The organism is Reyranella sp. (assembly GCF_036558665.1).
Lineage (GTDB): Bacteria > Pseudomonadota > Alphaproteobacteria > Reyranellales > Reyranellaceae > Reyranella.
Genome location: NZ_DATBFE010000012.1, coordinates 19,874 through 38,392, shown reverse-complemented (window position 1 = coordinate 38,392; position 18,519 = coordinate 19,874). Strand labels below are relative to the sequence as shown.

19 protein-coding genes are annotated in these 18,519 nt (G+C 65.7%); 9 read left to right on the top strand and 10 right to left on the bottom strand.

Going from position 1 to position 18,519, the window contains the following annotated elements; genetic code table 11:
* Positions 1-41: 41 nt before the first annotated feature.
* Positions 42-1,712 (bottom strand): thiamine pyrophosphate-binding protein, encoded by a 1,671-nt coding sequence (locus VH499_RS02170; RefSeq protein WP_332051039.1) that lies wholly within the window; start codon positions 1,710-1,712, stop codon positions 42-44.
* A gap of 173 nt (positions 1,713-1,885) precedes the next feature.
* Here VH499_RS02170 and VH499_RS02165 point away from each other — a divergent pair, with 173 nt between their 5' ends.
* Positions 1,886-3,046 carry a phytanoyl-CoA dioxygenase family protein gene (locus tag VH499_RS02165; protein ID WP_332051038.1) on the top strand — a complete coding sequence of 387 codons (1,161 nt, stop codon included), beginning with the start codon at positions 1,886-1,888 and terminating at the stop codon, positions 3,044-3,046.
* Positions 3,047-3,139: 93 nt separating this feature from the next.
* Here VH499_RS02165 and VH499_RS02160 read toward each other — a convergent pair whose 3' ends face one another.
* From VH499_RS02160 to VH499_RS02150, 3 genes are all read right to left on the bottom strand, one after another.
* A complete protein-coding gene (locus tag VH499_RS02160; protein WP_332051037.1) occupies positions 3,140-3,700 on the bottom strand; it encodes a YbhB/YbcL family Raf kinase inhibitor-like protein in 561 nt (186 codons plus the stop codon).
* A 95-nt stretch (positions 3,701-3,795) separates the two neighbouring features.
* Positions 3,796-5,088 carry an adenylosuccinate synthase gene (locus VH499_RS02155; RefSeq protein ID WP_332051036.1) on the bottom strand — a complete coding sequence of 431 codons (1,293 nt, stop codon included), beginning with the start codon at positions 5,086-5,088 and terminating at the stop codon, positions 3,796-3,798.
* A 156-nt stretch (positions 5,089-5,244) separates the two neighbouring features.
* Positions 5,245-5,589: a hypothetical protein gene (locus tag VH499_RS02150; RefSeq protein WP_332051035.1), complete on the bottom strand. Its 345-nt coding sequence runs from the start codon at positions 5,587-5,589 to the stop codon at positions 5,245-5,247.
* A gap of 135 nt (positions 5,590-5,724) precedes the next feature.
* On the opposite strand from VH499_RS02150, the gene VH499_RS02145 reads away from it, so the two are divergent.
* Positions 5,725-6,480, top strand: coding sequence for a phytanoyl-CoA dioxygenase family protein (locus VH499_RS02145; protein WP_332051034.1), 756 nt, complete (start codon positions 5,725-5,727; stop codon positions 6,478-6,480).
* Between the two features lie 90 nt (positions 6,481-6,570).
* Here VH499_RS02145 and VH499_RS02140 read toward each other — a convergent pair whose 3' ends face one another.
* The 3 genes from VH499_RS02140 to VH499_RS02130 are packed head-to-tail and all read right to left on the bottom strand — an operon-like array spanning position 6,571 to position 9,527.
* A complete protein-coding gene (locus VH499_RS02140; RefSeq protein WP_332051033.1) occupies positions 6,571-7,500 on the bottom strand; it encodes a lytic transglycosylase domain-containing protein in 930 nt (309 codons plus the stop codon).
* Positions 7,501-7,551: 51 nt separating this feature from the next.
* A complete protein-coding gene (locus VH499_RS02135; protein WP_332051032.1) occupies positions 7,552-8,337 on the bottom strand; it encodes an alpha/beta hydrolase in 786 nt (261 codons plus the stop codon).
* A gap of 23 nt (positions 8,338-8,360) precedes the next feature.
* Positions 8,361-9,527, bottom strand: a complete 1,167-nt coding sequence (locus VH499_RS02130; protein ID WP_332051031.1) for an ATP phosphoribosyltransferase regulatory subunit — start codon at positions 9,525-9,527, stop codon at positions 8,361-8,363.
* Between the two features lie 83 nt (positions 9,528-9,610).
* On the opposite strand from VH499_RS02130, the gene VH499_RS02125 reads away from it, so the two are divergent.
* Genes VH499_RS02125 through VH499_RS02115 form a run of 3 tightly spaced genes read left to right on the top strand, consistent with a single transcriptional unit; the run spans position 9,611 to position 12,972 of the window.
* Complete coding sequence (locus VH499_RS02125) at positions 9,611-10,552, top strand: glycosyltransferase family 2 protein (protein WP_332051030.1); 942 nt, start codon at positions 9,611-9,613, stop codon at positions 10,550-10,552.
* Complete coding sequence (locus VH499_RS02120) at positions 10,549-11,262, top strand: class I SAM-dependent methyltransferase (protein ID WP_332051029.1); 714 nt, start codon at positions 10,549-10,551, stop codon at positions 11,260-11,262. Before VH499_RS02125 ends, VH499_RS02120 begins: the two co-directional genes overlap by 4 nt.
* A 30-nt stretch (positions 11,263-11,292) precedes the next feature.
* The gene (locus tag VH499_RS02115) at positions 11,293-12,972 is read left to right on the top strand and encodes a hypothetical protein (RefSeq protein WP_332051028.1); all 1,680 of its coding nucleotides are present in this window, start codon (positions 11,293-11,295) and stop codon (positions 12,970-12,972) included.
* 89 nt (positions 12,973-13,061) lie between these two features.
* Here the strand turns inward: VH499_RS02115 and VH499_RS02110 are convergent, their stop codons facing one another.
* Complete coding sequence (locus VH499_RS02110; RefSeq protein WP_332051027.1) at positions 13,062-13,238, bottom strand: hypothetical protein; 177 nt, start codon at positions 13,236-13,238, stop codon at positions 13,062-13,064.
* Between the two features lie 131 nt (positions 13,239-13,369).
* Between VH499_RS02110 and VH499_RS02105 the strand changes: the two genes are divergently transcribed.
* The 4 genes from VH499_RS02105 (at position 13,370) to VH499_RS02090 (ending at position 16,905) form a co-directional block, all read left to right on the top strand.
* Positions 13,370-14,536, top strand: a complete 1,167-nt coding sequence (locus VH499_RS02105) for a phosphoserine transaminase (RefSeq protein WP_332051026.1) — start codon at positions 13,370-13,372, stop codon at positions 14,534-14,536.
* Positions 14,537-14,617: 81 nt separating this feature from the next.
* Positions 14,618-16,201, top strand: coding sequence for a phosphoglycerate dehydrogenase (gene serA, locus VH499_RS02100; protein ID WP_332051025.1), 1,584 nt, complete (start codon positions 14,618-14,620; stop codon positions 16,199-16,201).
* 128 nt (positions 16,202-16,329) lie between these two features.
* Positions 16,330-16,563, top strand: a complete 234-nt coding sequence (locus tag VH499_RS02095) for a hypothetical protein (RefSeq protein WP_332051024.1) — start codon at positions 16,330-16,332, stop codon at positions 16,561-16,563.
* A gap of 60 nt (positions 16,564-16,623) precedes the next feature.
* The gene (locus VH499_RS02090) at positions 16,624-16,905 is read left to right on the top strand and encodes a hypothetical protein (RefSeq protein WP_332051023.1); all 282 of its coding nucleotides are present in this window, start codon (positions 16,624-16,626) and stop codon (positions 16,903-16,905) included.
* Positions 16,906-16,934: 29 nt separating this feature from the next.
* Here VH499_RS02090 and VH499_RS02085 read toward each other — a convergent pair whose 3' ends face one another.
* Entirely contained in the window at positions 16,935-17,912 is a 978-nt protein-coding gene (locus VH499_RS02085; protein WP_332051022.1) for a tripartite tricarboxylate transporter substrate binding protein, read from the bottom strand.
* An 87-nt stretch (positions 17,913-17,999) separates the two neighbouring features.
* Complete coding sequence (locus tag VH499_RS02080; RefSeq protein WP_332051021.1) at positions 18,000-18,458, bottom strand: cupin domain-containing protein; 459 nt, start codon at positions 18,456-18,458, stop codon at positions 18,000-18,002.
* Positions 18,459-18,519: the final 61 nt, after the last annotated feature.

Below are 18,519 nucleotides of genomic sequence, written 5' to 3'. Positions count from 1 at the left end.
TCGTTGAGCGGTGACACTTCGTTTGGACGCGGCGAGCACGCTCAGCTTCTGACCATCACCTCGATCAAGGTCGGGCCGCTCGACTTCAGCGACTTCGCGAGGGACGCCTCGAAGCCCTCGGCCGTGTCGACACGCTCGGCCGCGACGCCGAATCCCCTGGCGAGCGCGCAGGCATCGATCGGCGGGTCCTTGAAGTCCATGCCGATCGGCCGATCGTTGCCATGGAACAGCTTCAGCCGGTTCTTCAGAATCTGGTAGCCGCCGTTGTTGCAGATGAGGAAGGTCAACGGCAACCGGAGATTGGCCGCGGTCCACAGCGCCTGGATTGAATACATCGCACTGCCGTCACCGATCACCGCGACCACGCGACGGTCGGGCAAGGCGATCTGCACGCCTACCGCCGCGGCGATACCCCATCCGATACCGCCGCTCACATTGCCGAAGAAGCTGTTGCGATCGCGATAGGGGAAATAGGAGGTCAGGGTGCCGGCGCTGGTGATGCCCTCGTCGACCACGACACCATCCCTGGGCAGAGCCTGGCTGAGCGTCGCCATGACCCATTCCGCGGCCAGCGGCTGGCCGGCCACTGGCTTGGCCAAGCCCTTCAGCCGTTGCGTGCGCTGGGTGCTCCAGTTTTTCGAGGCGAGGGCAGAGAGGTTTGCCTTGGCTTTCCCGGCCAGCGCCGCGCCGCCGAGCTCCTTCAGGAGCGGCACCAGCGCCTTCAGCGTCTCCTTCACGTCGGCGCGCAGCGCGATCTCGGCCGGGAAGTTCTTACCCATCTCCCAGTCGCGCAAGCCCAGCATCGCCACCTTGGTGGTCTCGGGCAAGGGCTCGACCTCGCTCCATACCGACATTTTCAGAACGTCGGAGCCGACGCAGAACATCAGGTCGTATTCGGAAAGGATCTGCCGCACGCGCTTCTGGTCGCGATTGAGCGCGCCGAGATAGGCCGGATGCTCGCTGGGGAAATGCGCACCGTAACCTACGGTCTGCTGCAGAACCGGCGCGCCGAGCGTGTCGGCGAGTGCGGCGGCTTCGGCGAAGGCATCGGAGGACGCGATCTCCGGTCCTGCAATGATGACGAGCTTCCTGGCTGCCAGCAGCCGCTTCGCCAGGTGTTCGAGCGTGGCATCCGATGGACGGACTGCCGTATCGACGCGCGTCGGCTCGCCGAGATCGATGGCCGCCTCGTTGTTCAGGATGTCGCCCGGCAGGGAGATGAACACCGGTCCGGTGGGCGCGGTCGTCGCCACCTTGGCGGCACGGCGCAGGATGCGTGGCAGGTCCTCGATGCGGTTGACCTCGGTTGCCCATTTCACGACCGGTGTCGCGATCGGCACGAGCGGCGCATAGAGCAGCGGCTCGGTGAGGCCATGGCCCTGCTCCTGCTGGCCTGCGGTCACGATCATCGCCGTGCCGGAGACGTAGGAGGTGTAGATCGACCCGATGGCGTTGCCGAGTCCGGGCGCCACGTGGACGTTGCAGGAGACAAGCCTGCCCGAGGCACGGGCATAGCCGTCGGCCATGGCGATGACGATCGCCTCCTGCAGGGCCAGCACATAGCCCATCTCCGGCGCCGACGAGAGGGCGTGCATGATCGGTAACTCGGTGGTGCCGGGATTGCCGAACATCTTCACCACGCCTTCGTCACTCAACACGCGCAGGAAAGCGTCGCGACCCGTGATGGTATTGGTGACGCGGACGTCGGGCATGTCTTCCTCCTTGAAGGGCGAGAAGGTAGCGCGGCGCGGGCAGCAGCGAAATGACCAGCGGCTCCCGCTAGGCTGAAGTCGCCGCGATGCGAAAGGCGGTCAGGGCCCTGAGCGGTTGTCAGTTATTGCCACCGAACGCTATCCTCCCGGCAAATCACTTCCGGGAGGAAGACATGGACGGATCCAGTGCGACCGCCGCCGTCAACTACGGATCCGAGGAAGCGGCGATGCAGGCCTATCTGGGCGAGGGTGAGCAGCGCGCCCTTGCCCTCGGCAATCGGGGGCCGATCCGCTTTACGTCCTCGGGCGAACTGCATCCCGAGATCGTCGAGGCCTACTGGCGCTGCGGCTTCTACGTTTTCGAGGGCGTGTTGAAGGCGGACGAACTCGACGACATCGAACGCGACGTGAAGGACATCCTCGGCCGCTTGCCCGTCGAGCGCGGCGCGACGGTCGACGCCACGGGCCGGCCGGCGCTCGCTGCCGACTGCGAGGCGCCGACACTCTTCTGGTCCAAGCCGCTCGGCGATCCGTTTGGCGGCACCGACCTCGCCAATGGTCGCCATCCCGTGAAGATGTTCGAGCCCAAGGCGGCGGCCGATGCGCCGAAGGAAGTGGTCTATCTCATTCTGGGGTCGCTTCAGTTCTCCGACGCGGCCCTTCGCCTGTATGGGCATCCACAGCTTCTCGCCGTCGCAGCGGGGATCAACGGCGCCGACTTCACCCCGTTCGCCGATGCGATCTTCATCAAGGAGCCTGGCCGCGGCGCCTCGGTCGCCTGGCATCAGGACGGTGTCACGCACTGGAACAGCCCGGACTGGGACCAGGGCAGCCACGGGTTCAACATGATGGCGCAGCTCTATGGCTGCACGGCGGCCAACGGGGTGTGGGTCGTGCCGGGCTCGCACAAGCTCGGCAAGGTCGACATCAAGGCGCTGGTTGCCCGGGCCGGCAGCGAACGCCTGCCAGACGCCGTGCCGATGATCTGCAAGCCGGGCGACGTTGCAGTCACCAATCGCCAGGCGCTGCACGGCTCGTTCGCCAATACCAGCAAGGACTGGCGCGTGACGTTGAACATGGGCTTCCATCGCCGGAAGTCGGTTCTGGGCGTGAAGGGCGGCGGGCTCCACAACAAGGAGGCGGTGTACGACACCGATCGCATCCGCGACCGCGCCCGCCTGATAGGCTATGCCATCGACGCCCGCCGCCAGCGCTTCCCGAACGAGACTTCCTTCGTTTACAAGCCGCATGCCGACGAGGGGCTCATCTATCACTGGGACGCCGAGGCGAAGGCCGGGATCAAGGACTACAACCTCCTCGATCTCAGCATTTGACGTCCATCGGATCGCGCGATTCCGGCGGCGCTCATGAGCGAGTCGCGCGCGCAGTAGTCTCCGCGCCTGGAAGCTCGCGGTCCCGAAGATAAGTCAGCGCCCGTACGTTGCGGTGAAGGTGGCCTTGGCGAGCGTGTGGAAGTGGAGATTGAAACCCACGACGGCCGCCGAGGTATCCGCCGTGACATCGAGCTTGGGGAGATCGACCGCGAACAGCGTGAACTGGTAGCGGTGCGGCTTGTCGCCCTTGGGCGGACAGGGGCCGCCATAGCCGGGCGCGCCGAAATCGGTGCGGGTCTGCAAGGCGCCGGCCGGCAGACCGGGAGCACCCGGCTTGCCGGCACCCTTGGGGAGTTCCTTGGCGTCGGGCGGAATGTTCACGATCAGCCAGTGCCAGAAGCCGCTGCCGGTGGGTGCATCGGGGTCGTAGACGGTGAGGGCGAAGCTCTTGGTGCCCGCAGGTGCGCCGCTCCACGAAAGCTCGGGCGATATGTTGCCGCCGGTGCAGCCGAAGCCATTGAAAACCTGCTCGTTCGGTACCGACCCACCGCTCTTGATCGTCGTGCTGGTCAATGTGAAATCGGCGGCATATGCGCTGCCAAAAAGCGCCCCCGCCAGCGTCAGCGCGCCGGCGAGCGTCCTCGTCCTGGACATGACATTTCCTCTCGGTTGATTTTATCGGCCTACGACACGCGACGCGACAGGCCGGAGCCTAGCGCGTCCCGCGCGAAGCGATCAACTGCGGGCCATCAATCCCGGAACGGGTCGGTCATCAGGATCGTGTCCTCGCGTTGCGGGCTGGTGCTGAGCAGCGCCACCGGGCAGCCCACCAGCTCCTCGATGCGACGGACGTACTTGATGCAGGTCGCCGGCAGCTCGGCATAGGCGCGCGCGCCATGCGTGCTCTCCCGCCAGCCTTCGAAGGTTTCCCAGACCGGCTCGAGCTTGGCCTGCGCGCCCATGGTGAAGGGGAAGCGCTCGATCCTCTGCCCGTCGAGCTCGTAGCCGACGCAAACCTTGATCTCCTCGAGCCCGTCGAGCACGTCGAGCTTGGTGAGCGCGATGCCGTCGATGCCGTTCAGCTTCACGGCTTGCCGCACCATCACCGCATCGAACCAGCCGCAGCGCCGGCGCCGCCCGGTGTTGGTGCCGAACTCGTTGCCGCGGTCGCCCAGCAGCTGGCCGATCTCGTCCTTGAGTTCTGTGGGGAAGGGGCCGTCGCCCACGCGCGTGGTGTAGGCCTTGGCGATGCCCAGGACGTACCCGACTGCGCCGTTGCCCATGCCCGAGCCGATCATCGCCTGTGCCGCCACCGTGTTGGACGAAGTGACGAAGGGATAGGTGCCGTGATCGATATCGAGCATCGTGGCCTGCGCGCCTTCGAACAGGATGCGCTTGCCCGAGGCGCGCAGGACGTCGAGCCGCTCCCAAACGTCCTCGGCAAAGGGCAGGATCTTCGGCGCAAGCTCGAGCAGGTCGGAGAGCAGCTTCTCCGGATTGACCATCGGTTTGCCGAGCCCCTGGCGCAGCGCGTTGTGATGCGCGAGCAGCGTATCGACCTTGTGCTTGAGCTGGTCCGGCTCGGCGAGGTCGCCGACGCGGATCGCGCGGCGGCCGACCTTGTCCTCGTAGGCAGGGCCGATGCCGCGCCGCGTCGTGCCGATCTTGATCGTGCCCGGCACGTCCTCACGCCAGCCGTCGAGGTCGCGATGCAGCGGCAGGATCAAAACGGCGTGATTGGCGATCTTGAGATTGTCCGGCGTCACCGATACGCCCTGGCCCGAGACCTTCTTCACCTCCTCGAGGAAGTGCCAGGGATCGACCACGACGCCGTTGCCTATGACCGACAACTTGCCCTCTCGCACGACGCCCGAGGGCAGGAGCGCGAGCTTGTATGTCTGATTGCCGATCACGAGGGTATGGCCGGCATTGTGGCCGCCCTGGAAGCGCACCACGACCTCGGCGCGCTCCGAAAGCCAGTCCACGATCTTGCCCTTGCCTTCGTCGCCCCACTGGGCGCCGATCACCGCCACGTTGGCCATCTGCCCTATCCCGAATATCGTCCCGATTGGCCGGCCCGCGCACACGAAAACGCCTCCCCGGGCCGGTGCCGGAAAGGCGTGAGCTTGGATAGCACTTCGGCCGGAAAGGGCGAAGGGGAAAAGCCGCCGACCGGTGCGCCCTTTGGGCCGCGGCGCCTATTCCTGGATGGTCTGGTCCTTGCTGTCCTTGTGTTCGGCCGTCGAGGGATTCCCGGCTTTCGGCTTCTTGAACATGGTCATGCCGTTGGGCCCGATCAGCATCATGATCGGGTTGTCGTTCTTGTCCTTGGCGCTGACGATGAAGGAGTTGGGGACGACCTCGACGTCCTTGAACCCGTCGGCCGTCAGCTTGTCACGGATCTTCTGCGGCAGATTCCGAGCGTCGTCACCCTTGGTTTCCGGCGCGCCGGAAGCCGATGCGGAGGGCGGGGATTGGGCCCAGGCTGCGGCCGTAACGAGGGCCACGGAGGCGAGGGCGGGAACGAGAATGGATCGGAACATCGGGGTTCCTCCTTGGGTTGGGCACCTCCTGTAGGAACGGCCCGCCGGGCTGCCGCGTTCCGCGATTGGTCGTGGCGTCGGGCCGGCCTATATGATGGTGACGAGCGGCGGACACCTCGACGAGGGCCTGCAGTCATGTTCGAGCAAGCGCACTGGGAGGAGCTTTTCCACGAGGGTTACACGGTCGTCTCCGGCGCGATCGACGAGCCAACCCTGCGCGCTGCGCGGAACGTCGCCGGCCATCTGAACACGATCCATCCTGACGGCGGCTGGGAAAGGAGCCGCAACGAGCTGTGGCGCGAGGTCCGGTACTGCCGCCAACCCGCGTTTCTCGCGATTGCCGCAAACGTACTGGATCTGCTGGCCCTCGAGATCCTCGAATCGGCCCCGCCTCTCGACTTCGTGCAGTTCGCCTCGACGATGCCCGGCTTTGCGACCAAGGGCGGCGTGGGCCGGCATTTTCATCTCGACGGCGGCCAGGGTCCTTCACTCGATCTGTTCAACATCCTTTTCGGAGTCGCGCTGACGCCGGTCGCGTCGGATACGGCGGGCGGCTTCCACGTGCTGCCGCGCTCGCACGACAAATACACCGCCGAGTTCCGGCGGCATCTGACCGACCCTGCCGTCCATTGGGGCCAGGTGAAGCTCGACTACCAGCCCGTGCTGCTCGCCGACGCCCGGCTCGTCGTGCCGCGCCTCGAGGCCGGCGACATCATCGTGACGCACAGCTTCGTGGCGCATGGCACGTCACGCAACACCTCCGATTTACGCCGGGACATGCTCTTCCAGCGCCGCGCCGCGGCGCCGCTGTGGGATCCCGCGAGCCAGGCGGAGGCGAGAGCGAGGTTCATGCGCGAGCCTTGGGCGTTCTTCAGAAAGTGTCCCGTCTAAGGGTTGCTCACAAATCACGATTGGACGGCCCGTCGTCAGTTAGGAACACGAGCGCCGCCAGAGTGCATCCAGCCCGGTCGAAGCGACATCTCAGTCGCGCGGGTTACGGAGAACCACGCAAGCACCGCCCGCGGCCCGAAGCCTCGCACATAGTGCTTCCGCGTCTGCCCGGTTTTTTTCGGAGACGCGGATGGCGAAGGTAGGGAGGTCCGACCGGCGCGCATGCAGGACCAGCGGCAGTCGGTCGCCCAAAACGGCAGCGTACTTGCGCCTGAGCTGCTCGTAGGTGGCGAGGACACGTCCTTCGGACCAGTTGCCGGCAAGCTGGACGCCCCACGGACCCCATGCCGGGCTGGACGTGAGGTCGGGACGGTGCTGCGCACCCTCGATCATCAGCTTCGCGAGATCGACGCAGCGCGCGCCCGTCGTCGTGCTCGATGGGGTCGTGCCCGAGGGCGGCGTGTTCGAGGACTGAAACTGGGGAAGCGGCTGCAAAGTCCACGCCTGCGCGGCGTAGCCGGTGACGATGCGGACATAAGCCTGCGTTTCGGCTGGAAGGGAGCGGCGGCCCGAGAGCCATGCTTCGACCTGGTCGGGGCCGGCATTGTAGGCGGCCGCGGCCAGACCCAGGTTGCCGTGGAATGTCGTGCGCAGTTCGCGCAGATAGCTTGCCGACTCAGCGAGCGCCTGCAGCGGGTCGAACGCGTTGGTGAGCCCGCGAGTCGCGGCGGTTTGCGGCATGAACTGCGCAATGCCTTGCGCTCCGGCCGGGCTGACCGCCGCTGGATCGAAGCGGCTCTCTTGCCAAATGAGGCGCGTGAGGAACTCCTCCGGGAGCTCGTTGTCAGCCGCCGCCTGCGCCAGCGCGCGGCAGATGTCGTCAACCGAGGGACGCGGGCCCTTCGGCTGCGCGTCGGTCTTCGCGGTCTTCGCAGCCTCATCGTTTGAAGCACTGGCGGACCCGCCTTGCGGCTCGGCGCGCGCCGGCGTCAGTTGCAACGGGGTAGCGGCGAGCAACACACATGCTGCTGCGAGCCACAAGAGATCTCTGAGGGATAGTGAGTACACGCCCTAGTCAGCAGCTGCCGCTCTCTGCCCGACAGCCGCCGCCGCCGGCTCGTTCGCGCGCAGGAACGTCCGGATGTGGCGCACGGCCAGAGGTATACGGTCCTTCGGGTCCTTCCACGGATAGAGGCTCACCTGCGCGTTGGGGGCAAGCATCGCCGATTCCATCGCCACGGCGAAAGGATGCGGCGGGATGTCGTCGGGCAGGACAAGGATCGGCGTCCGGCAGGCGCGCACGAAGTCGCGAGTCACGGTGAACACGAAGTCGGCGCGAGCGCGATACATGTTGCTCAAGAACAAGCTTACCTGCTCCATCGTGATGTCGGGCCGGCGGGCGCAAAGGGCTGGTCCCCAGCCCTTCATGTTGTTCTCGTAGAACTGGTCGGGCAGTTCCGGTCTGTGGCCGCTCGGCTGCGTCAGCACGGCGGCGACGACGCGATCGGGCGCACGCTTCAACAGGTTCCAGATGAAGGGGCCGCCGATGCAGTAACCCAGGACCATGAACTCGCGGATGCCGAGATGGTCCATCAAACCGAGATGGTCATCGGTGTAGGCGTCCCATGGGCGGTCGACTTCGAGCGGACCCGAGGACTGGCCGGGATTTGCGTTGCGCAGATCGGCGGCGATGCAACGATGACGGTCCTTGAACTCCTTCATCGCATTGAAGGGATGGTTGCCGTCAAGGCCGGCGATGGTGGAGTTCAGCCCGCCGCCGGGAATGACGAGCAGCGGAAAGCCCGATCCCGCCTCTTCGTAGTGGATGTGGACATTGCCTCTTTCATACAACGGCATGGCGGATCCTCCTTGTACGACTGCTACAGTGGCACGGCTTCGCCCTCGATCAACGCATGCGTGCAGCGCAGGCGCCTGGCCTCCTGGCGCGCATCGCTCGCGGCAACCACCGCGCGCACGACAGCGTAGCCCTTGGCCTGCCAAGGCCCGGCGTCGCGCCACGCCGTGCCTAGGGGAAGATAGAGCCGCGGTTGCTCGCTGGTGTTGTTGGAGGCCGAGAGTACGGCGTCCATGTAGAGCGTGAAGCCGGTCGCGGGCTCGGTGACGCCGTCCTCGGGATAGCCGGCCGAATAGCGGCCGCCGCGCGCCACCTCCTGGCGCTCCTTGCGGGCGAAGACGGAGAAGGAGACGCCGGTCTGGTATTCGAGGCCGCGATACTCGACCGGATCGAGGGTCAGCGGCAGATCGGCATCGGCCGCGTGCACCAGCGCCACCACCTCGGCGAGACGGGACGCCTCGGCGGCGCCGGCCGGCGGTAGCTTGAGCTTGCTCAACTGCGCGATCGCCTTGTCGGCAGGGCCGGCCGCGCGCAGCAGGCCCACGAACAGCGTCGCAGTCTTCTTGTCGCCGCCGAGCGCCTTGGCGATCGCGGCCTCGTCCTTGCGATCAAGGGCACGGCGCAGGCGCCGCAGCGGCTCGCTCTCGAGGTTCAGTCCTCCGGCCACCGCCGCAACCAGGGTCGGCAGATTGAGATCGACCGTAAGGTCGGTAACGCCGATAGCGCGCAGCGCATCGACGGTCAGCAGCACCGCTTCGGCATCGGCTTCGGCGGTATCGACGCCGAACAGCTCGGCGCCGACCTGGGCGAATTGGCGCTCGGGCTTCAGAGCGCTGCCACGCACGCGGATGACGTTGCCGCCATAGGAGAGTCGCAGCGGGCGCTCGACGTGCTTCAGTCGGGTAACGGCGATGCGGGCCACCTGCAGGGTCATGTCGGGCCGCACGCCCATCATGCGCTGCGAGACGGGATCCATCAGCCGGAAGGTCTGCGACGCGAGCGCCGCGCCGGGGCCGCCCAGCAGCGACTCCTCGAACTCGACCACCGGCGGCTTCACCCGCTCGTAGCCGAACGCGGCGCAGCGGGCGATTGCCACGCCGATGGCGTGCGCCTCGCGGGCGGCGTCGGGAGGCAGCAGGTCGGCCAGACCGGCCGGAAGAAGGCCGCGATGCTCGTTGTCGTTGGCGCTCATGGAGCGGCTTGATAGCCCATTGTGGATGGGAAGGGGAGGGAGCGCTTGTTTCCGGCTGCGGTTGGGCTATTGCTCGCAAGGACATGAACGACGTCCACCGACCGGCTTTTTCCGTGGTGGCGCCCTGCTTCAACGAGGAGGGCGTCCTGCCCGAATTCCTGCGGCGGCTTGGCGCGGTGCTCGACGGCCTGGGCGGCTCGAGCGAGATCGTGCTGGTGGATGACGGTTCGCGCGATGGCACCTGGCAGGTCCTGACCGCTGCGGCAGCGGCTGACAGGCGCGTGGTCGCGGTGCGGCTGATGCGCAATCATGGCCATCAGCTCGCCTTGACGGCGGGTCTGTCGCTCTGTCGCGGCGAGCGCATCCTGATCATCGACGCCGATCTGCAGGACCCGCCGGAGCTGCTGCCGGAGATGATGGCCTTGATGGACGAGGGCGCAGACGTCGTCTACGGCCAGCGCCGTCAGCGCGAGGGCGAGAGCCTTTTCAAGCGGGCGACGGCTGCTGTCTTCTATCGCCTGATCGGCCGCATGACCGATGTCGACATTCCCTACGACGCCGGCGATTTTCGTCTGATCACGCGGCGCGTGCTCGAGGTCCTGCTGGCCATGCCGGAGCGGCACCGCTTCATCCGCGGAATGGTGGCCTGGATCGGTGGCCGCCAGGTGCCGCTGGTCTACGATCGCAAGGCGCGGGCGGCCGGCGAGAGCAAGTATCCCGTGGGCAAGATGGTGCGATTTGCCGTCGATGCGATCACCGCCTTTTCGGTCGTCCCGCTGATGGCGTCGATGACCATCGGCTGGATCATGGCGGCGGTCGGATTTGCCTTCTTCGTCTATTCGATCGTCGGCTGGTTGCTGGGCGCTGCGCTGCCCGGCTGGACATCGCTGATGGCGGCACTCGGCCTGCTTGGCGGCATGCAGTTCCTGATGCTGGGCATCATCGGGGCCTATCTCGGCCGACTGTACGACCAGAGCAAGGGGCGGCCGCTGTTCATGATCCGCGAAATCGTGGGCGGCCCGTGAGCGGCGCGGAATTCGACCGGCACGCCGCGAGCTACGACGGCGGCCTCGACAATCCCGTCAAGCGGATGATGGGCAGCTCGGCCGACCAGTTCATCGCCGTGAAGGCGCGCTGGCTGCTTCGCCGGGAAACGGGATTGCGCGACGGGTCGCTGAACCTGCTCGACTACGGTTGCGGCGCCGGCGATCTGATGCGCGTCCTGGCCGATCTCGGCGCGCGGCCGAACTTCGCCGGCTGCGACGTATCGGAGGGCATGCTGGCCGAGGCCGCCAAACGCTGGCCTGCGCGACACGGGCCTTCGCCGGCGCTGGCCGCACAGCACGGCGCCCGCACGCCGTTCGCCGACGGGCGGTTCGATATCGTCACCATCAGCGCCGTGTTGCATCACGTTGCCGTGGCCGAGAGGCCCGGCGTCTATCGCGAGTTGGGGCGCATCCTGAAACCCGGCGGCCGCCTCTACGTATTCGAGCACAATCCGCGCAATCCACTCGTGCGCTACGTCATCGCCCGGACGCCGATCGACGAGAACGCAATTCTTCTCGACGCGACGGAGGTACGGCATGGGTTGCTGGATGTCGCGCGCTATGATCTCGGGACGGAGTATCTCATGTTCATGCCGCCAGGCATCGGTCTTCTGCGCGACGTGGACCGTGTGCTGACGTGGTTGCCGCTCGGCGCGCAATACGTCGTTTCGGCGCGCAAGGTCGCGTGAAACTCAGGCGGTCCTGACCAAGAGCAGGCGATGAAGGCCCTTTCTTTCGGCTCGCAGTTGGCTCTGGCCTTCATCCTGTCGCTTCTGTTCCTGGCCGGCATGATCGGCTGGCTGCAGAACGTGCATATCCTGACCACCAACGGGATGTACAAGAGCATCGAGGCCGAGCCGTGGATCCACGACTTCGCAAGCGCGCGGCTCGACTATGCCAACTATCTCTACTTTCCGCTCTATGGCGCGCTCTGCAAGCTGCTCGATGCACTCGGCATTCTGCGCGGCGTGGCGTGGAAGCAGTTCGCCTATCTCAACGCCTTCTGGGCCGGCCTCTGCATCGTTTTCGTCTACGCCTTCGTCCATCGGCTGACCGGCAGCGCTTTGGCGGCGGCGCTCGCCGCTCTCTTCCATCTCGGCTGCGGCACGTTCCTCCTCCTCGGCGTCGTCAACGAGGACATCATGCCGGCCTATGCCGTGCTGATGGGGGCCATGCTGCCGGCCGGCCTGTGGTTCGACCGACCGACCCATCTCCGGGTGGCACTGGTGGCGGCGCTCTTCACGCTCGCCTGGCTCATCGAATGGCGCCTGATCTTTCCCACCCTGTCCGGCTTCCTGCTGGCGCTTGCGGTGGCAGACATTCCGGTTCGCCGCCGAGTGGCTTTGATCGCCACGCTGCTGGTGTCGATCGTGGCGGTCACGGGAATCGTCCAGCAGATATGGGAAGGGCACAACGGTGCGCTCGGCCTGTTCGAGATCCTGTGGACCGGCAAGGGCGTCGGCACCGGCTGGGGCGGCTTTGGCTGGGCCAAGGCGTGGATGATGCTGTCGGGGCTCGGCAACTACTTCCTGATCATGGGCAGCTACTTCGACCCGGCGGCGGCCAGGCGCGCCCTGCTGCCGCTGTCGGTTTCCGTGCTGCTGCAGGTCGCGATCTTTGTCGTCGGGATCGTGATCCTGTGGCCGCGGCGCAACGACCTGCGCCTGCGGGCGGTCGCCGCCGTCTTCATGGGCACGCTCGCTGCTGGCCAGGTGATGAATTTCTACTCCCAGCCGCAAGATCCGCAGATGCAGATCAACGTCATGCCGTGGCTGACGCTGACGTGGGCCCTGATCGTCGCCGCGGCAGTGGCGAAGCAGCGCGGCACGGCGTTGCGATCGTGGACCGTCTTGTCGCTCGCTGTTCTCTCGATCGTGCCGCTCGCCTGGAATGTCGTATCGCTGTCGCGATGGCGCGGGACCGATGCCGCCGCGGTGGCGGCGCTTGCCGACCTCGAGCGACACTTCCCTCCAGATCGCACGGTCTTTCTCTATTGGGGCTTCGAGACGATCGCGACATGGCAGTACGCCCTCTGGAGCCATACCTGGGACTGGGATTTCGTGGCCCCGCCCGATCCCGCGCCCTCCAATCGGCCCCGCTTCAAGTGGATCGCCGTCGACGCTGGGGCCATCCGGCATGCCGACTGGACGGCGGCGCAACACGCGGCGGCGCTCAAGCAGCAGATCGACCTCGCCCTTCAACTCGGCTACCGCGTGGCCGTCTCGGATTTCTGGGACTGGAGCGAGCAGGAACTGGAGCAGCATCTCGGGTCGCTGTCTGCCGAGAGCCGGGCGCAGGCAATCTACACGATGCTGCACGAGAATTACGAGGTGCGGCCGGTCTTCAGGAATGCACTGATCGGCCAATACTACGAGCTGCACCCGCGCGGCGCGCTTTAGCTACGCCATGCAACCACCATGCTTGGCGGCCGAATAGGCGGTGCCGCCGGGGAACAGAGATCCGCGCAGCCCGTCAACGCAGGAGTTGTTCACGATCCCGCCGCCCCGGTCTTGAGCACGAGGCGAATCTCGTGCCGCATGCAGAGAAAGACGGATGTCAGGTAGCCGTCGATCGTCTTGCGCCTGGTCGTGGCGATGAGATTCTCGACGGCCGCTCCGCTAGATACGTCGCAAGCGATCCAGGGAATCGAGTCGCTCTTGGCCATCGTCCTGAGCGCGGCGGACGGTTGCCAACAGGGCCAATAGTGCACATTGACGGCTGCATTTCGCACGACTATAGGGGCGGCGGGCCACGTTCCCCCACCGGAGCGCAGCTCTTCTGCAAGGGAGAGGTTTTATGAAGCCGAACGCACGTCCGGCGCGCGCCGACTTTTCGTCGGGCCCCTGCGCCAAACGTCCGGGTTGGACACCGGAAGCCCTCAAAGACGCCGCCGTCGGGCGGTCCCATCGCTCCAAGCTCGGCAAGAAGAAGATTGTCGAGGCCGTCGATCGCACCCGTGCGCTGCTGGACATTCCCGCCGACTACAAGGTTGCCATCGTGCCGGCCTCGGACACGGGCGCGGTCGAGATGGCGCTGTGGTCGCTGCTGGGCGCCCGCCCGGTCGACATGCTGGCCTGGGAAAGCTTCGGAGAGGGTTGGGTCACCGACGTCGCCAAGCAACTCAAGCTCAAGGACGCGCGGGTTCTCAAGGCCGGCTACGGCCAGATCGTCGATCTCAAAGCCGTCGACTGGACGCATGACGTCGTCTTTACCTGGAACGGCACGACCTCGGGGGTGAAGGTGCCGAACGGCGACTGGATCGCCGACGACCGCGAGGGGCTCGCGATCTGCGACGCCACCTCGGCCGTCTTCGCGATGGATCTGCCCTGGCACAAGCTCGATGTCGTGACCTGGTCCTGGCAGAAGGTGATGGGCGGCGAGGGCGCGCATGGCATGCTCGTTCTGTCGCCGCACGCCGTGAAGCGGCTGGAAACCCATTCGCCGCTGTGGCCGCTGCCCAAGATCTTTCGGTTGACCTCTGGCGGCAAGTTCTCGGAAGCGATCTTCAAGGGCGACACGATAAACACGCCTTCGCTTCTCTGCATCGAGGATGCGATCGACGGTCTGCGCTGGGGCGAAAGCGTCGGCGGCCTCAAGGGGCTGATGGCGCGCTCCAACGCCAACCTCGCGGTGCTCGAGAAGTTCGTCGCGAGCCGCAACTGGATCGGCTTCTTGGCGGCCGATCGAGCGATCCGCTCGAATACGTCCGTCTGCCTGAACATCACCGCTGCATGGTTCAGGGCCTTGCCGGCCGACAAGCAGGCTGCGGCGGCCAAGAAGATCGCCGATTTGCTGGAGACCGAGAAGGCCGCCTATGACGTCGGATCCTACCGTGACGCACCGCCGGGCCTGCGGATCTGGTGCGGTGCCACGGTCGAGGCGAGCGACCTCGAGGCGCTGCTGCCCTGGCTCGACTGGGCCTATGCCGAAATCGAACGCGAGTTCGGCAAGGTTGCGGCTTGAGGGCTCGAGGAAGCGCGCCACTGGCGGCCGGGGCTCCGAGCGCCACTGGCGTGGCACGCTCCGATGAAGGAGATGTTTAGAATGGCAAAACCCAAGGTCCTCATCTCCGACGAGCTCAGTCCGCGCGCGGTCGAGATTTTTTCCGAGCGTGGCTGCGACGTCGACTTCAAGCCGGGGCTGAAGCCCGCCGAGTTGCGCGCGGTCGTGGGCAACTACGAAGGTCTCGCCATCCGGTCGGCCACCAAGGTCACTGCGGAGGTGCTGGCCGAAGCCAAGCAGCTCAGGGTCGTCGGTCGCGCCGGCATCGGCGTCGACAATGTCGACATCAAGGCCGCCACCGCCCGCGGCGTCGTGGTGATGAATACGCCTTTCGGCAACGCGATCACCACCGCCGAGCACGCGATCGCCCTGATGTTCGCCATGGCGCGGCAGGTACCCGATGCCAATGCCAGCACGCAGGCCGGCAAGTGGGAAAAGAACCGCTTCATGGGTACGGAACTCAGCTTCAAGACCCTCGGCCTGATCGGCTGCGGCAACATCGGCTCGATCGTGGCCGAACGGGCGCTGGGACTGAAGATGCGGGTACTCGCCTACGATCCGTTCCTGTCCGACCAGCGCGCAGCCGAACTCGGAGTGGAGAAGGGCACGCTCGACGAGGTGCTGGCGCGTGCCGACTTCATCACCGTGCATACGCCGCTCACCGAGCAGACGAAGAACATCCTCAGCCGCGCCAACCTGATGAAGACCAAGAAAGGCGTTCGCATCATCAACTGCGCCCGCGGCGGCCTGGTCGATGAGCTCGCGGTGCGCGACCTGCTGGTCTCCGGCCACATCGCCGGCGCAGGCTTCGACGTCTTCACCGAGGAGCCGGCCAAGCAGAACGTGCTGTTCGGGGCGCCCAACCTGGTCTGCACGCCGCATCTCGGAGCCTCCACGGTCGAGGCGCAGGAGAACGTGGCACTGCAGGTGGCCGAGCAAATGTCGGACTATCTGTTGACCGGTGCGGTCGTGAACTCGCTCAACATGCCCAACGTCACGGCCGAGGAGGCCCCCAAGCTTGCGCCATACCTCGATCTAGTGGAGAAGCTCGGCTCGTTTGCGGGCCAGCTCACCGACACCGACATCAAGGCGGTCTCGATCGAATACGAAGGCCAGGTAGCGGGCCTCAATATCAAGCCGCTCTCGCAGGTGGCCCTGATGGGCGTTTTGCGCCCTCAGCTCGACTCGGTGAACATGGTGAACGCTCCCGCTGTCGCACGCGAGCGCGGCATCGACGTCGCCGAGGTGAAGCATGAGCGCGACAGCGATTATCAGTCGCTTATCCGGCTCGCGGTCACGACCGAGAAGTACACGCGGTCGGTGACCGGCACGCTGTTCGGCGGCCGACATCCGCGTGTCGTCGAGATCAAGGGCATCGAGATCGAGGCCGAGTTCGCTCCGCACATGCTCTACATCACCAACGACGACAAGCCCGGCTTCATCGGCCGATTGGGCACGATCCTGGGCGAGAACAAGGTCAATATCGCAACCTTCCACCTCGGCCGCGACAAGCCCGGCGGTTCGGCGATCGCGCTTGTCCAGGTCGATCAGCCGATCTCGCCCGCGCTGCTGGCCAAGATCGCCGCCGTGGAGGGCGTGGTGCAGGCGAAGGTGCTGGGGTTCTAGGGCTGCTGTTGTCCGGAGCGAAGCGCGGGATCTTCACTCCGGCTCAGGCTGGCATGAGGAAAGGTTCCTCGTGCTGCTGTGGACGACGATTGTAATCTGCTCGTCGAAGAGGTGGCGGAATGGCGCGAGTGAGTGAAATCACGGAGGACGGCGGCGATCCGACCCTGAAGCCGATCTTCGACAAGCAGCGCGAGATCTTCGGCGACCTGCTCAATCCGACGAAAGTGATGGCGCACTGCCCGCCGATCTTGAAGGCGGCCCAGCAACTCGGCCAGGCGATCGGTCAGTCGGGCCATCTTCCCAAGGGGATGCTGCCGCTGATCTATCTGCGCGTGGCGTCGATCAACGGCTGCCCGTTTTGAATTGACGTCAATTCCGTCCGTGCGGCGGAAAGCGAAGGCGGGCTGGACAAGGTCGCGGAAGTGCTCACCTGGCGCGATAGTAAGCTGTTCAGTGCCGCCGAGCGCGTGGCACTCGAATACGCCGAACGCATTACCCTGACCGACCAGCAGGTCGACGATGCGTTGTTTGCCGAACTGAGGAAACATTTCACCGAGCCGCAAGTCGTCGAGCTGACCGCGGCCGTGGCATTCGAGAACTTTCGCAGCAAGTTCAACCCGACCCTGGGTGTGGAGGCGCAGGGCTTCTGTGTAGTGCCGAAACGCGGAGGACCTGAAAGATTGTCCACCGGGGACCTCAGGTGACAGTTGGAGCGACACCGTCGCTTCGATCGCTATTCCATCTCGATATTGAGCGCCTTGAGCTTCTTGCCCCAGAAATCGTGCTCATGGCGGACGAAGGCCGCGAACTCCGCGCGGCTGCGTTCGGGCGCCAGCTCGAGGCCGTCCTTGGACAGGGCGGCTTCCCACTTCGGCTCCTTCATCGCCTCCTTGACCGCCTTCTCAATCCGGTCGAGCACGGGATCGGGAGTCCTGGCCGGCGCGAACAGCCCATGCCAGCTGTCCACGACGACGTCGATGCCCTGTTCCTTGAGGGTCGCCACGTCGGGCAGCGATTTCACGCGCGTCCCACCCGTCACGGCGAGCGCCCTGAGGTTGCCGGCCTTGATCTGGCTGACGGCCGGCGGCAGTGACGAGAAGTTCATGGTGATCTGGCCGCTGATCACGTCCGCCAGCGCCGGGCCGGTACCCTTGTAGGGCACGTGCGTCAACTTGATGCCGGCGGCCTCGGCGAACAGAGCACCGGCCAGATGATTGTTTCCGCCTACACCGGACGAGGAGAAGGTGAGCTTCTCAGGCTCCTTCCTGGCGAGCGCCACCAGCTCGGCCACCGATTGGGCGGGGACCTTGGGGTTGACTGCCAGCACGTACTGGTAGGCGGTGGTCTGGCAGATCGGCGCCAGCGCGGCCATCGTGTCGATCATGCCCTTCTGGATGTGCGGATTGATGATTACGTTGGTGCCGACGGCATAGAAGAGCGTCTGGCCGTCGGGCTTGGCACTCGCGACCACACGCACGCCCAGACTGCCCGCAGCCCCGCCCTTGTTGTCGACGAGCGCCTGCCGGCCTATCTGGGGGGACAGGATTTGCGCCAGCTCGCGCGCATTGATGTCGGCACCGCCGCCCGCTGCATAGCCGACGACCATCGTGACCGGACCGCTGGGCCAGGTACCTTCGGCGCGTGACCCCGACGGCAAGAGAAGAACGCCGGCGCCGGCAGCCAGAGCCTGGCGTCGTGTGAGATGCTGCATTAACTGGTCTCCCTGGATTGATGATGTCGATCCCTGCCTGCCCACTTGCCGCGGTCCGGGCACGTATCGCAAGGCCGGTAGCTGACCCTAGGCCGCCGTATCGTTCATCCCCATCTTGCGTTCAATTGCCACCACGTCGGCGGGACGCTGGAAGGGGTCGGGCGCGGGCTCTCCCGCGACACGCTGGCGACCGATGGCACGGAAGAAATCCTCCAGTCCCGGCGGCGAGATGACCCAAAGCATGACCAGCTCTTCGTCGGCGTCGTTGATGATTTCGTGTTTGACGTCATAGCCCAGGAAGCAGGCTGTGCCCGGCAGCAGGGGATGTTCGACACCGTCGACCATGACTCGCCCCTTGCCGCGGAAACAGATCTGCAGCTCGACCTGATCGCCGTGGGAATGTTCACGGATCCGGCTTCGGGGCGCCACAGTCTGAAAGCCCATGGACAGACTCTCGAAGCCCGTGTTCTCCGGGATCAGAACAGGATCGGCGTGCCCGTTGGCCGGGACCGGTTGCCAATAGGAAGGACCTGTGCCGGGCTGCATTACGACGGCACGACCGCGAAGCGCTATGTGTTGCATGATGCCCTCCTTGGTTCCCCGGCAA